The organism is Mycobacterium sp. P4_H6 (genome assembly GCF_056400845.1).
The window spans coordinates 43,126-55,678 of the sequence record NZ_JBFUKN010000039.1 but is presented as its reverse complement, the minus strand read 5'-3'; the positions used below and the strand labels follow the sequence as shown (position 1 = coordinate 55,678).

Annotated in this window: 14 protein-coding genes; 6 read left to right on the top strand and 8 right to left on the bottom strand. The window is 67.3% G+C overall.

Annotated elements, in window-relative coordinates:
* Positions 1 to 494: 494 nt before the first annotated feature.
* The 3 genes from AC1DTF_RS17550 (at position 495) to AC1DTF_RS17540 (ending at position 3,667) form a co-directional block, all read left to right on the top strand.
* Positions 495 to 1,166, top strand: coding sequence for an SDR family oxidoreductase (locus AC1DTF_RS17550; protein ID WP_477474982.1), 672 nt, complete (start codon positions 495 to 497; stop codon positions 1,164 to 1,166).
* A 69-nt stretch (positions 1,167 to 1,235) separates the two neighbouring features.
* Entirely contained in the window at positions 1,236 to 2,153 is a 918-nt protein-coding gene (locus tag AC1DTF_RS17545) for an LLM class F420-dependent oxidoreductase (RefSeq protein ID WP_477474981.1), read from the top strand.
* Between the two features lie 113 nt (positions 2,154 to 2,266).
* Entirely contained in the window at positions 2,267 to 3,667 is a 1,401-nt protein-coding gene (locus tag AC1DTF_RS17540) for an NAD(P)/FAD-dependent oxidoreductase (protein WP_477474980.1), read from the top strand.
* Here AC1DTF_RS17540 and AC1DTF_RS17535 read toward each other — a convergent pair.
* The 8 genes from AC1DTF_RS17535 to AC1DTF_RS17500 form a co-directional block, all read right to left on the bottom strand.
* Entirely contained in the window at positions 3,664 to 4,296 is a 633-nt protein-coding gene (locus AC1DTF_RS17535) for an urease accessory protein UreD (protein ID WP_477474979.1), read from the bottom strand. The genes AC1DTF_RS17540 and AC1DTF_RS17535 overlap by 4 nt on opposite strands.
* A 2-nt stretch (positions 4,297 to 4,298) precedes the next feature.
* The gene (ureG, locus tag AC1DTF_RS17530; RefSeq protein WP_477474978.1) at positions 4,299 to 4,979 is read right to left on the bottom strand and encodes an urease accessory protein UreG; all 681 of its coding nucleotides are present in this window, start codon (positions 4,977 to 4,979) and stop codon (positions 4,299 to 4,301) included.
* A gap of 30 nt (positions 4,980 to 5,009) precedes the next feature.
* Entirely contained in the window at positions 5,010 to 5,705 is a 696-nt protein-coding gene (locus AC1DTF_RS17525; protein WP_477474977.1) for an urease accessory protein UreF, read from the bottom strand.
* Complete coding sequence (locus AC1DTF_RS17520) at positions 5,705 to 7,426, bottom strand: urease subunit alpha (RefSeq protein ID WP_477474976.1); 1,722 nt, start codon at positions 7,424 to 7,426, stop codon at positions 5,705 to 5,707. Before AC1DTF_RS17520 ends, AC1DTF_RS17525 begins: the two co-directional genes overlap by 1 nt.
* Positions 7,423 to 7,740: an urease subunit beta gene (locus AC1DTF_RS17515; RefSeq protein WP_057166050.1), complete on the bottom strand. Its 318-nt coding sequence runs from the start codon at positions 7,738 to 7,740 to the stop codon at positions 7,423 to 7,425. Before AC1DTF_RS17515 ends, AC1DTF_RS17520 begins: the two co-directional genes overlap by 4 nt.
* Positions 7,741 to 7,751: 11 nt before the next feature.
* A complete protein-coding gene (locus AC1DTF_RS17510; protein ID WP_057166051.1) occupies positions 7,752 to 8,054 on the bottom strand; it encodes an urease subunit gamma in 303 nt (100 codons plus the stop codon).
* A gap of 46 nt (positions 8,055 to 8,100) precedes the next feature.
* Positions 8,101 to 8,502, bottom strand: a complete 402-nt coding sequence (locus AC1DTF_RS17505; protein WP_057166052.1) for a PaaI family thioesterase — start codon at positions 8,500 to 8,502, stop codon at positions 8,101 to 8,103.
* Positions 8,503 to 8,656: 154 nt separating this feature from the next.
* Positions 8,657 to 9,436, bottom strand: coding sequence for an iron reductase (locus AC1DTF_RS17500; protein ID WP_477474975.1), 780 nt, complete (start codon positions 9,434 to 9,436; stop codon positions 8,657 to 8,659).
* 216 nt (positions 9,437 to 9,652) lie between these two features.
* On the opposite strand from AC1DTF_RS17500, the gene AC1DTF_RS17495 reads away from it, so the two are divergent.
* The 3 genes from AC1DTF_RS17495 to gndA all read left to right on the top strand — a co-directional run bounded on the left by AC1DTF_RS17495 (position 9,653) and on the right by gndA (position 12,552).
* On the top strand, positions 9,653 to 10,069 hold the full coding sequence (locus AC1DTF_RS17495; protein WP_057166053.1) for a BlaI/MecI/CopY family transcriptional regulator: 417 nt from the start codon (positions 9,653 to 9,655) through the stop codon (positions 10,067 to 10,069).
* A gap of 14 nt (positions 10,070 to 10,083) precedes the next feature.
* Complete coding sequence (locus AC1DTF_RS17490) at positions 10,084 to 11,031, top strand: M56 family metallopeptidase (protein ID WP_477474974.1); 948 nt, start codon at positions 10,084 to 10,086, stop codon at positions 11,029 to 11,031.
* A gap of 66 nt (positions 11,032 to 11,097) precedes the next feature.
* On the top strand, positions 11,098 to 12,552 hold the full coding sequence (gndA, locus tag AC1DTF_RS17485; RefSeq protein ID WP_477474973.1) for an NADP-dependent phosphogluconate dehydrogenase: 1,455 nt from the start codon (positions 11,098 to 11,100) through the stop codon (positions 12,550 to 12,552).
* The last annotated feature ends 1 nt before the right edge of the window (position 12,553 follow it).

The following is a 12,553-nucleotide window of genomic DNA, read 5'->3' as shown; positions in this document are numbered from 1 at the left end:
CGGTTCGGCGGGGGCGGGCACCGGCGCGGGTGGCACCGGCTCCGCGTGCGACACCGCGCCCGGCAGGGCCAGGGCCGCCGCGGACGCCACCGCTGCGGCGACCGAAAGCCTCTTGCCGAGCCGCCTACGGTGTGAGGAATTCACGTCCGACTGATCCATGGTGAAGAAACTACCGTGTTACGGCCGTGACGCAAGTGTGAGTTGCTCATTGAGTGCAAACCTGAGAGGTTGCTGAGCATCACAAAACCCTACGCAGCGACCGGTCTGCAGCGTTGCTGATTTTCTGGACCCACGACGGAGTCCACCGATGGCGTTCGGGTGTGCCGTGCGCGCCCTCGGTGGGGTTCTGCACCATACGTCGCCCCCGCCCCGCGATGCGTTACCAGACGTTGCCGACCATCCCTGCATATGGCGCGTCTGATTTCCCCCAGCTAGCTACTGTCCAGTAACATCAAGGTCACTCGCTGGCTTCAGCGCTAAACCAAGGAGGTCCCATGGAGTTGCTCGTCACCGGTGGCGATACCGAACTGGGTCGCGTMATTGCGAGCGGATTCCGCGACGAGGGCCACAGCGTGATGATCGCCGGAGCCCAGCGCGCTGAGCTCGAAGTCGCCGCCAAGGAACTCGACGTCGACTACGTGGTCTTCGACAACAACGACCCGGCCAGCCTCGAAGCCGCTCGTAGCGCCTTCCCCCAGCACCTGGACGGCATCATCAACGTCCCCGCCCCGCGTTGGGACGCCGGCGACCCGCGCACCCACACGCTGACCGATCGCGCGTCGGCCTGGCGCCACGCCCTGGACACCACAGTGTTGTCCGCAGTCCTGACGGTGTCGGTGCTCGGCGACCAGCTGAGCTCGGGCGGATCGATCATCAACGTGGTGGCCTCGAACCCCGCCGACGGCAGCGCGGACGCCGCGATCAAGGCAGCACTGTCGAACTGGACCTCGGGACAGGCCGCACACTTCGGCATCCGTGGTATCACCATCAACCTGGTCGCCGCCGRCCGCGGCGTCGACCCCGGATACGACGGCCTCGGCAGCTCCCCCACCACGACCGCCGACGAAATCACCCGTCTCGCACTGTTTCTCACGACGCCGTCGGCTCGGCACATCACCGGCGAGACGTTGCACGTCAGCCAGGGCGCGCTCACCAGCTTCGGCTGAGATATTCCCGTGTTCGCCCCGAGCTAAAACGGGGTGACCGCTCCGCTTAGTTGTGGTTACGTGATCTTCGTGACCATCAAACTCGGATACCAGATCCCCAACTTTTCCTACGGCACCAGCGTTTCCGAACTCTTCCCCACCGTCATCGCACAGGCGCAGGAAGCCGAGGCCGCCGGCTTCGACTCGGTCTTCGTGATGGACCACTTCTATCAACTGCCCGGCCTCGGCGCGCCCGAAGAGCCGATGTTGGAGGCCTACACCGCGCTCGGCGCGCTGGCCACCGCGACCAAGAGGGTCCAGCTGGGCACCCTCGTCACCGGCAACACCTACCGCAACCCCACCGTGCTGGCCAAGGCCATCACCACGCTGGACGTCATCAGCCAGGGTCGCGCCATCCTCGGCATCGGCGCCGGATGGTTCGAGCTCGAGCACGACGCACTCGGGTTCGAATTCGGCACCTTCACCGACCGCTTCAACAAGCTCAACGAAGCGCTGGACATCATCCTGCCCATGATCAAGGGCGAGCGCGTGACCGTGGACGGCAAGTACTACCGAACCAAGGAAGCCTTCGCCAACCCGCGGTTTCGCGACCACATCCCGCTGATGATCGGCGGCAGCGGCGAGAAGAAGACAATCCCCTTGGCGGCCAAGCACTTTGACCACCTCAACCTCATCGCCACCTTTGATCAGCTGGCCGCCAAGGTGCAGGTCGTGCGGGAGCGCTGCGAGGAGATCGGCCGTGATCCGGCCACCCTGGAGACCAGCACGCTGCTGAGCGTCATCCCTGATCCCAAGGCCACCATCGACTCCCTGCCCGAGGAGTTCCGTGGTCGCGCCGCGGTGGGCAGCCCGGAGGCCATCGCCGAACAGATCAAGACCAAGGTGCTCGACGCCGGCGTCGGCGGGGTCATCTTCAACATGCCGGTCTACACACCCGGCTCGCTGACGGCGCTCGCCGAGGTGCTCAAACCCTTGATCGACGGGTGATTCCCCACCGTCGGGGATGAACTTTTGGTGTGGTGCGCCATCTCACCGCGCTGGTGGGATGGCCACCGACTACCCTAGGGTTGTATTAACAAAGTACTTCGCTAGGAGCAGAGATGAGCCACCCCGGAGCTACGGCATCGGATCGGCACAAGGTAGTCATCGTTGGTTCGGGTTTCGGTGGGCTGAACGCCGCACAGGCGCTCAAGCGGGCCGACGTCGACATCAAGTTGATCGCCCGCACCACCCACCACCTGTTCCAGCCGCTGCTGTACCAGGTGGCCACCGGAATCATCTCCGAGGGTGAGATCGCCCCGCCGACGCGACTGATCCTGCGCAAGCAGAACAACGCGCAGGTGCTCCTGGGGGACGTGACCCACGTCAACCTGGAGAAGAAGACGGTCGACTCGATCCTGCTCGGCCACACCTACAGCACGCCCTACGACACCCTGATCCTGGCGGCCGGCGCCGGTCAGTCGTACTTCGGCAACGACCACTTCGCGGAGTGGGCGCCGGGTATGAAGACCATCGACGACGCGCTCGAACTGCGTGGCCGCATCCTCGGTGCCTTCGAGCAGGCCGAGCGGTCCAGCGATCCGGAGCGCCGCAAGAAGCTGCTGACCTTCGTCGTCGTCGGCGCCGGACCCACCGGTGTCGAGATGGCCGGCCAGATCCAGGAGCTGTCCGACCAGACGCTCAAGGGCAGCTTCCGCCACATCGACCCCACCGAGGCGCACGTCATCCTGCTCGACGCCGCCCCGGCCGTGCTGCCACCCATGGGTGAGAAGCTCGGCCTCAAGGCCAAGGAGCGGCTGGAGAAGATGGGCGTCGAGATTCAGCTCAACGCCATGGTCACCGACGTCGACCGCAACGGCATCACCGTCAAGAACCAGGACGGCACCCTTCGCCGCATCGAATCGGCCAGCAAGGTGTGGTCGGCCGGTGTGGCCGCCAGCCCGCTGGGCCGGGATCTGGCCGCGCAGTCCGAGACCGAGATTGACCGCGCGGGCCGCGTGGTCGTCAATCCCGACCTGTCGATCCCCGGACACCCCAATGTGTTCGTCATCGGCGACATGGCCTTCGTACCCGGCGTCCCCGGCATGGCGCAGGGCGCCATCCAGGGCGGCAAGTACGTCGCCGCGATCGTCAAGAACGAGGCCGCAGCGCGGGCGCACGGCACCAAGCCCAAGCCGCGGGTGCCGTTCAAGTACTTCGACAAGGGCTCGATGGCCACCGTGTCGAAGTGGAACGCCGTCGCCCAGATTCCGCTCGGCGAGAAGAACAAGTTCGAGTTCAGCGGTTTCTTCGCCTGGCTGGCGTGGCTGGGACTGCACCTGATCTACCTGGTCGGCTTCAAGACCAAGATCGCCACCCTGCTCTCGTGGGCGGTGACCTTCCTGAGTCGCCAGCGTGGTCAGCTGACCATCACCGAGCAGCAGGCCTACGCCCGCACCCGGATCGAAGAGTTGCAGGAGATCGCGGCCGCGGCGCAGGAGGGCGAGAAGGCGGCCAGTTAGCCGCCCAGTCGCCGGCCCTGCCACGTCGACAGGCTGCCGCCACCGGCCAATTCCAGAACGGTGCCGGCGCTGTCGAATCCGGTTTCCGGATAACGCAATTCGCTGACACACGCGCGCGGGGTGCCCAACTCGTCGTCGGCCACCGAGCCTTCGCCGAGTTCCACCCGGTGCCGCAGCAGCGGACTGCCGTCGACGTCGGCGTACAGCGCCGAGGTCCAGAACCCCTGGTCCTCACCGGTTCTGCCGATCTGCGCGCTCTCTCGCACCCGCGCCGTGGCGGTCCGCCCCACCTGCAGCCGGGTGCTGGTGTGGTGGCGCGCTCCGCCCGCGACGACGGTGGGCTGGGGATCGAGGTCCAGTTCACCTGACACCTCAAGATCCCAGAAACTGTGCGACACCACGCTTCCCGCACCAGGGAGCGCGACGCTGGCCGCGACGCTGTGCACCCGCAAGCGGGCACCTTTCTCCACGACGATCCGCACCGAGATGACATCCCCGCCCAGCGGGGTCGCGGCGGCCGACAACAGATGCACGACATCGGGTTGGGTGCGGCGTGCGGCGAGCCCACCCGCACATTCGATGTGCGGGCCGCGGCCGGGCCGCGCCACCAGCAGGACGTCCGACCGCATCGTCAGCCCAGCACCGGCACTCGGAGTTGCTCGTGCACCCACTGCAGCACCGGGCCGGCGGTCGGGTCGTCGGTGAGCGAGACGAGTACGAAGGGCCGCTCTCCCCGTACCGCGGTGGAGTCCCGCCGCATCACATCAAGGTCGGCGCCGACCATGGGCGCGAGGTCGGTCTTGTTGATCACCAACAGATCCGAGAAGGTCACCCCGGGCCCGCCCTTGCGCGGCACCTTGTCACCGCCCGCGACGTCGACGACGAAGATCTGCACATCGATGAGGCCCGAGGAGAATGTCGCGGTCAGGTTGTCGCCACCGGATTCGACCAGGATCAGGTCCAGGCCCGGATTGGCGGCGACCAGATCGTCGATGGCATCGAGATTGGCGGTGATGTCATCACGGATGGCGGTGTGCGGGCAACCCCCGGTCTGCACCGCGGCGATGCGCTCATCGGGCAGTACCGCATGCCTGCGCAGGAAATCGGCGTCCTCGGTGGTGTAGATGTCGTTGGTCAGCACCGCAAGTGAGATCTCGTCGCGCAACTGACGACACAGCGCGGCCACCAGTGCCGTCTTACCCGAACCCACCGGTCCGCCCACCCCGATACGCAACGGTTCCCCCGGCTGACGTACCCGCTTGGGCCGGTCGGCATGGGTGTGCGGTTCACCGTCGATGAAATGTGGTGGCATATCGGGACCTTTCGACTCAGCTCATGAACTTCAGGAAAAGAACAGCGGTCGCTCGCGTGCAGCGTGACCTTCCGCCAGCACGTCGAGCAGCGGATCGGACAGGTCGGCGAGTTCCTTGACGGCCTGCGCCGCGGTCTGCTCGCACAGCGGGGACAACTCGAAGGTCAGCACCGCCACATCGGCGGGATCCAGCGCCAGCAACCGCTGCGCCGCGGTGGCCGATCCGGTCATGGTGGTGTACACCACCGACAGCGCGGTGTGTTCGGGTGCCACCGCGCTGGCCGTCCCCACCGCACCGGCAGCCACCGCGAGATGCGGCTTGGACCCGAGGGTGCCCCACTGATGTTCCGGCCACACCCTCTTGGCCAGCCGCAGCAGCCCGCGGCCCTGCGCCCGCGAAGCAGCCCTCGCCGCCGGGGACGGTGTGCGGGCATCGGTTTCGGCATCGGCGGCGTCGACCGTGAGGCTGCCGGTGTGCACCGCGGCGGCCAGCGACGCACTCACCAGGCCCTGACTGCGGATCCGGCGGCACAGGTAGGCGCGCAGCGTCGCGACGCCGGTGACCCGGCCGGCGGTGATGGCCTCTTCGACGCCGCCGGAGTGCACGTGACCGCCGGTGGGGAGCCGGGAATCGGCCAGCGTGAGAAGTGTCGCCAGTGACCCGGGCGAGCGAAGCGACGGGGAGTTCGGCCCGGGCGAGCGAAGCGACGGGAAATTCGAATTCATCAGAACAAGAAGTAACGCTGCGCCATCGGCAGTTCGGTGGCGGGCTGCTCCTGCCAGACCTCGCCGTCGATACGCACAGTGAAGGTGTCGGCGTCCACCTCGATACGTGGCAGTGCGTCGTTCAGCGGCATCTGGGCTTTGCCCACCTGCCGTACGTTGCCCACCGCCAACAACTTTCGTCTCACGTCGAGTCGGTCGGCCAGGCCGTCCTCAAGCGCTTGCGGTGACACGAAGTGCACCGACGTGGCCGCGGCGGCAGCGGGCGCGGCACCGAACATCGGCCGGGGCAGCACCGGCTGCGGGGTGGGAATGGAGGCGTTCGCGTCCCCCATCGCGGCCCAGGCGATCATGCCGCCCTTGATCACGGCATGCGGACGGACCCCGAAGAAGGCGGGCTCCCACAGCACCAGATCGGCCAGCTTGCCGACCTCCACCGAACCGATCTCGTGGTCCATGCCGTGCGCCACCGCCGGGCAGATGGTGTATTTCGCGACGTAGCGGCGGGCCCGGTTGTTGTCGGCCTGCACGTCGCCTTCCAGAAATCCCCTGCGGCGCTTCATGACATGCGCGGTCTGCCAGGTGCGCAGCACCACTTCGCCGATACGTCCCATCGCCTGGGCGTCGCTGCCGATCATCGAGATTGCGCCGATATCGTGCAGCAGATCCTCTGCGGCAATGGTCGAGGGCCGGATCCGGCTCTCCGCGAACGCGAGATCCTCGGGAATCCGGGGGTTGAGGTGGTGGCACACCATCAGCATGTCCAGATGCTCGTCGAGGGTGTTCACGGTGTGCGGGCGGGTCGGGTTGGTGGAACTGGGCAGCACGTTGGGTTCGCCCGCGACGGTGATGATGTCGGGCGCGTGCCCGCCGCCGGCGCCCTCGGTGTGATAGGCGTGAATGGACCGGCCCTTCACCGCGGCCAGGGTGTCCTCCACGAACCCCATCTCGTTCAGGGTGTCGGTGTGGATGTTGGCCTGCACACCGGCGGCCTCGGACACGGTCAGGCAGGCGTCGATCGCGGCCGGTGTGGTGCCCCAGTCCTCGTGCAGCTTGAATCCGGCTGCACCGCCGCGCAATTGCTCCCACAATGCATCGGAGCTGACCGTATTCCCCTTACCCAGCAGCGCGATGTTGAGCGGCCAGGTGTCCAGCGCTTCCAGCATCCGTGCCAGATGCCAGGAACCCGGCGTCACGGTGGTGGCCTTGCTGCCCTCCGCCGGACCCGTCCCGCCGGCGATGATGGTGGTGATGCCGCCACCCAGGGCCTCCTCCATGATCTGCGGACAGATCAGGTGGACGTGACAATCGATGGCGCCCGCGGTGACGATGCGGCCGTTGCCGGAGATGATCTCGGTGGACGGACCGACCACCAGGTCGGGGTGCACCCCGGACATGATGTCGGGGTTGCCCGCCTTGCCGATCGCGACGATGCGGCCGTCGCGGATCCCGATATCGGCCTTGATGATTCCCCAATAGTCGAGGATGACCGCCCCGGTGATGACGGTGTCGGGTGATCCGTCGGCCCGGGTCGCCCGGCTCTGGCCCATCGATTCGCGGAGCACCTTGCCGCCACCGAACACCGCTTCGTCACCGGCCAATCCCGGTCCGCCGCTGCGGTCCTCGGTGATCTCGATGAACAGGTCGGTATCGGCCAGCCGGATCCGGTCGCCGGCAGTGGGTCCGTACAGCGCGGCGTAGCGATCGCGGGAGAGGTAGGTCACTGCGAGGAGTCCAATCTGCCCGGTGGATTCAGCGATAGCCCGTACACCTCGCGCGTCCCGCCCAGCGGCACCAGCGAAACGTGCTGAGCGATGCCGGGTTCGAAGCGCACCGCGGTGCCGGCGGGGATGTCCAGACGGTGCCCGTGTGCGGCCGCGCGATCGAATTCGAGGGCCGAGTTCGCCTGCGGCAGGTGTACGTGACTGCCCACCTGCACCGGCCGGTCACCGGTGTTGACCACCTCCAGCGAGATGCGCGGCGCGCCCTCATTGAGGCCGATATCGCCGTCACCGAACACGATCTCACCTGGGTTCATGCCACGCCCTGTCACGGAATCGGGTGGTGGACGGTGACGAGTTTGGTGCCGTCCGGGAAGGTCGCTTCGGCCTGGACGTCGTAGAGCATCTCCGGGACGCCGTCCATGACCTGCTCACGGGTGAGGACCTCGCGGCCGCTGACCATCAGCTCGGACACCGTGCGCCCGTCGCGCGCACCTTCCAGGATGTGGTCGGTGATCAGCGCGATGGCTTCGGGATGGTTCAGCCGGAGGCCGCGTGCCTGCCGTCGCCGGGCGAGGTCGGCCGCGTAGGAGATGAGTAACCGCTCTTGTTCATGCGGCGTTAAACGCATAGTGCGCGATACTGCCACGCCTCGGGCGAATCAGCAGCGCTCACCGTCATTCGGCGACGTTCTGCAACCGCACCTGACCGCGCGCCACCGGGCGGTCGTCCTCGTCGGTGATGGTGATCAGCCACAGCTGCTGCCGCCGGCCGCGGTGGATCGGCGTCGAAACAGCCGTCACCGTGCCGGATTTGATGGCGCGCAGGAAGTCGGTGTTGTTGTTCACACCGACGACGGTGCCGCCGCCGTGCTCGGCGAGCCAGACGTGTCCGGACACGCTGGCGAGGCTTTCCACGATGGAGCAGTAGACACCGCCGTGGACGATCCCCCACGGCTGCTTGACCTTGTCGGTGATCTCCAGACGGGCACGTCCGCCGTCGGGGGTCACCTCCAGGTACTGCAGTCCCAATTCGCTGTCGAAGCCGGCGCCGAGGCCGGGAGGCAGAGGTGCGGTCACGAGATTTGTGTCTACACCTACTGAAGCGGGAATGCGGAAGGGCCCCACGCGTAATGCGTGGGGCCCTTCCTTCGAGTGGACCGGGGGTCTCTGCAGCCCTCAGGACTCCGGCTCGGTCCGTTAGCCTCGCGACTCTAGGATAGGCAAGGCTGCCCTAATTTAGCAAGACCTTCCCCGCGGCAGTTCTGCTCGCGCCGCGAACCGGCAGGCCGAACCCGACCAGCGCGTCGAGGATCGCCTGGCCGCGGCACATGCTCGTCAGCTCGCTGGACCCGGCGAGCAGGGGCACCTGGGTCGACGCGCCCACCACGGCCGCTCCCACGATGTTCCACATCGAGGCGATCGAGATCGCGCCGTCGCTGACCTCATAGAGCTTGGCGAACAGCGGAGCAAGGGCCCGGTGGCTGCGATGCGCCACCCAGGTCGTCAACGCCGCCTCACTGGGCAGCGCCACGATGCCGTCACGCGTGGTGCGCACCGTGCCGACAGTGGAACGTTGCGCCAGGTGCGGATCGTCCGGCAGTGCGCGCAGCGTCGGATCGACCACACCGACCCAGTCGATGGCGCCCTCGGAGTCGACGTGCACCCAGAGGTTCTCCAGCCCGGTATCCCAGGCGCGCCCCTCCAGCGCGACCAGTGGAGTCACGCGACCGATCACGACATGCGACAGCGTCGCCGCCAGCTGCTGCGCCACCGCGGCACGGCTGTCGGTCTCGGCAATTGCGGCCTCGAACATGGTGCGCAGGCGGTCGGTGGTCATCACCTCGACCAGCGGCCACCAACGCCGCCGGGACAGATCACCCATCACCGCCACGCCGTAGACCCGCGGGCATTCCGGGTAGAGCTCCCGCAGTCGCCGGCTGGATTCGTGCAGCGGCAGTGCCCGCCTAATCGACATGCGTGCAATCAGCGGATCGTCGACCACGACCGTCATCAGCACCTCCTTCTTCGGTTAGGTTAGCCTTACTATAGTCATGGTCGCCAACCGGACCAGTACCTGTGACTGGACTCACAGGTACCTCGGAAACGTGCCGTGACCGGCGCGGGAAAGTGCGACTCCAGGTAAACGACCTGGTGCATAGATGGGATACGACGCACGGTAGTAACCGCGTAGTACCCTGATTCCATTGCTCAGGAGAGTGAACAGAACATGGCCAAGTTGACGCGGCTCGGGGAACTCGAGCGCGAAGTTATGGACCACCTCTGGATCTCGCGCGAACCGCAAACGGTGCGTCAGGTCCACGAGGCCCTTGCTGCGCGCCGTGACCTGGCCTACACCACGATCATGACGGTCCTGCAGCGGCTGGCGAAGAAGAACCTCGTCGTCCAGCATCGCGATGACCGTGCCCACCGCTACGCCCCGACCCATGGCCGCGACGAGCTCGTCGCCGGCCTGATGGTCGACGCTCTGGACCAGGTCTCGGACTCCGGAAGCCGCGAGGCCGCACTGGTGCATTTCGTCGAGCGAGTCGGCGCCGACGAGGCCGATGCCCTGCGTCGCGCCCTCGCCGAACTGGAGTCCAAGCACCGGGTTGTCCCACCGGCTGGTAATTCGGGTACCGACTGAGGGAGACTTACGGCGTGTCCGCGCTGGCCTTCTCCATAGTCGCGCTGGTGCTCGTCGGTCCGGTTCCCGCGCTCCTCGCGCGCGCATCCTGGCCACTACGCGCGCCGCGCGCCGCCATCGTGCTCTGGCAGGCCATCGCCCTCGCCGCGGTGCTCTCGGCGTTCTCCGCGGGTATCGCCATCGCCAGCCGACTGTTCGTCCCCGGCCCCGACGGCCGCCCCACTGCCACTCTGACCAGCGAAATTGCCGTCCTCGGCTGGCCGCTGTGGGCGGTGTACGTCGTCGTCTTCGCGCTCACCCTGATGATCGGCGCGCGGCTGATCGTCGCGGTCCTGCTGGTGGCCGTCGCCACCCGGCGCCGGCGCGCCCATCACCGCATGGTCGTCGACCTGGTCGGTATGTCACGTGACGAAGTGCCCACTCCCGCCCGTCGCCCCAGTGGACTGCGCATCCTGGGCGTCGCCCAGCCGATGGCCTACTGCCTGCCCGGCGTCCGCAGCCGCGTGGTCGTCAGCGAAGGCGCCCTGACCACGCTCTCGGAATCCGAGATCTCCGCCATCCTCAGCCACGAGCGCGCCCACCTGCGCGCCCGCCACGATCTGGTGCTGGAGATGTTCACCGCCGTGCACGCCGCGTTCCCGCGGTTCGTCCGAAGCGGTAACGCACTCGACGCTGTGCGCCTGCTCATCGAACTGCTCGCCGATGACGCCGCCGTGCGGGTCGCCGGGCCCACTCCCCTGGCCCGCGCCCTGGTCGCCTGCGCCGGCGGGCGCACCCCGTCCGGTGCATTGGCCGCGGGTGGACCGACCACGGTGGTCCGAGTGCAGCGGCTCTGCGGCAAGGGCAATAGTCTTGGCCTGGCAGCGGCGGCCTACACCGCCGCGGCCGCGATCCTCATCATCCCCACGGTGGCGCTGGCACTTCCCTGGCTCACCGAGTTGCACCGCCTGTTCAGTCACTAGGGCATAAATCCCCGGGCCGGCGGCGATCTAACCATCGAAGACGTAGACGACACGAAAGGCTGCCGCATGACCAACTCGGGCAACACCGGCAAGGCACAGATCGGGGTCACCGGCCTCGCGGTCATGGGATCCAACATCGCGCGGAACTTCGCCCGCCACGGTTACACCGTTGCGCTGCACAACCGCTCGATCGCCAAGACCGACGCACTGCTGGCCGAGCACGGCTCCGAGGGCAACTTCGTGCGCAGCGAGACGATCGCCGAATTCCTGGACGCGCTGGAGAAGCCGCGCCGCGTCCTGATCATGGTCAAGGCCGGTGATCCGACCGACGCCGTCATCAATGAGCTCGCCGACGCGATGGAGGAAGGCGACATCATCATCGACGGCGGCAACGCGCTCTACACCGACACCATCCGCCGCGAGAAGGCGATCCGGGAGCGCGGACTGCACTTCGTCGGCGCCGGCATCTCCGGCGGCGAGGAGGGCGCGCTCAACGGCCCGTCGATCATGCCCGGCGGCCCCGCCGAGTCCTACGTCTCGCTCGGCCCGCTGTTGGAAGAGATCTCCGCGCACGTCGACGGCGTGCCCTGCTGCACCCACATCGGCCCCGACGGCGCCGGGCACTTCGTGAAGATGGTGCACAACGGCATCGAGTACTCCGACATGCAGCTCATCGGTGAGGCCTACCAGCTGCTGCGCGACGGCCTGGGCCTGGCGGCCGGACAGATCGCCGACGTCTTCACCGACTGGAACTCCGGAGATCTGGACAGCTACCTGGTCGAGATCACCGCCGAGGTCCTGCGCCAGGTCGACGCCAAGACCGGCACCCCGCTGGTCGATCTGATCCTGGATGAGGCCGAGCAGAAGGGCACCGGCCGCTGGACGGTGAAGTCCGCGCTGGATCTCGGCGTGCCCGTCACCGGCATCGCCGAAGCGGTGTTCGCGCGGGCCCTGTCGGGTTCGGTGGCCCAGCGCAAGGCCACCACCGGTCTGGCGTCCGGCGGTCTCGGTGAGAAGCCGACGGACGCAGCGCAGTTCACCGAGGACATTCGCCAGGCGCTGTACGCCTCGAAGATCATCGCCTACGCCCAGGGCTTCAACCAGATCCAGGCCGGCAGCGCCGAATACAACTGGGACATCACCCCCGGCGACATGGCCACCATCTGGCGCGGCGGCTGCATCATCCGGGCCAAGTTCCTCAACCGCATCAAGGACGCCTTCGACAACGACGCCGACCTGCCCACCCTGATCGTCGACCCGTACTTCCGCGACGCCATCGAGGCCGCCATCGACAGCTGGCGCCGGGTCGTGGTCAAGGCCACCGAACTGGGCATCCCGATCCCCGGTTTCAGCTCCGCGCTGTCCTACTACGACGGACTGCGCACCGAGCGACTGCCCGCGGCGCTGACCCAGGGCCTGCGCGACTTCTTCGGCGCGCACACCTACGGCCGCATCGACACCGACCGCGACAAGCGATTCCACACGCTGTGGAGCGGCGACCGCAGCGAGGTCGAGGCCTAGC

What these genes read in the sequence shown, in the direction of transcription:
- AC1DTF_RS17540 (WP_477474980.1), top strand. Translation starts at nt 2,267, where the DNA reads ATGAGCCACCCCGGAGCTACGGCATCGGATCGGCACAAGGTAGTCATC.
- AC1DTF_RS17535 (WP_477474979.1), bottom strand. Translation starts at nt 4,296, where the DNA reads ATGCGGTCGGACGTCCTGCTGGTGGCGCGGCCCGGCCGCGGCCCGCAC.
- ureG (WP_477474978.1), bottom strand. Translation starts at nt 4,979, where the DNA reads ATGCCACCACATTTCATCGACGGTGAACCGCACACCCATGCCGACCGG.
- AC1DTF_RS17525 (WP_477474977.1), bottom strand. Translation starts at nt 5,705, where the DNA reads ATGAATTCGAATTTCCCGTCGCTTCGCTCGCCCGGGCCGAACTCCCCG.
- AC1DTF_RS17515 (WP_057166050.1), bottom strand. Translation starts at nt 7,740, where the DNA reads ATGAACCCAGGTGAGATCGTGTTCGGTGACGGCGATATCGGCCTCAAT.
- AC1DTF_RS17510 (WP_057166051.1), bottom strand. Translation starts at nt 8,054, where the DNA reads ATGCGTTTAACGCCGCATGAACAAGAGCGGTTACTCATCTCCTACGCG.
- AC1DTF_RS17500 (WP_477474975.1), bottom strand. Translation starts at nt 9,436, where the DNA reads ATGACGGTCGTGGTCGACGATCCGCTGATTGCACGCATGTCGATTAGG.
- AC1DTF_RS17495 (WP_057166053.1), top strand. Translation starts at nt 9,653, where the DNA reads ATGGCCAAGTTGACGCGGCTCGGGGAACTCGAGCGCGAAGTTATGGAC.
- gndA (WP_477474973.1), top strand. Translation starts at nt 11,098, where the DNA reads ATGACCAACTCGGGCAACACCGGCAAGGCACAGATCGGGGTCACCGGC.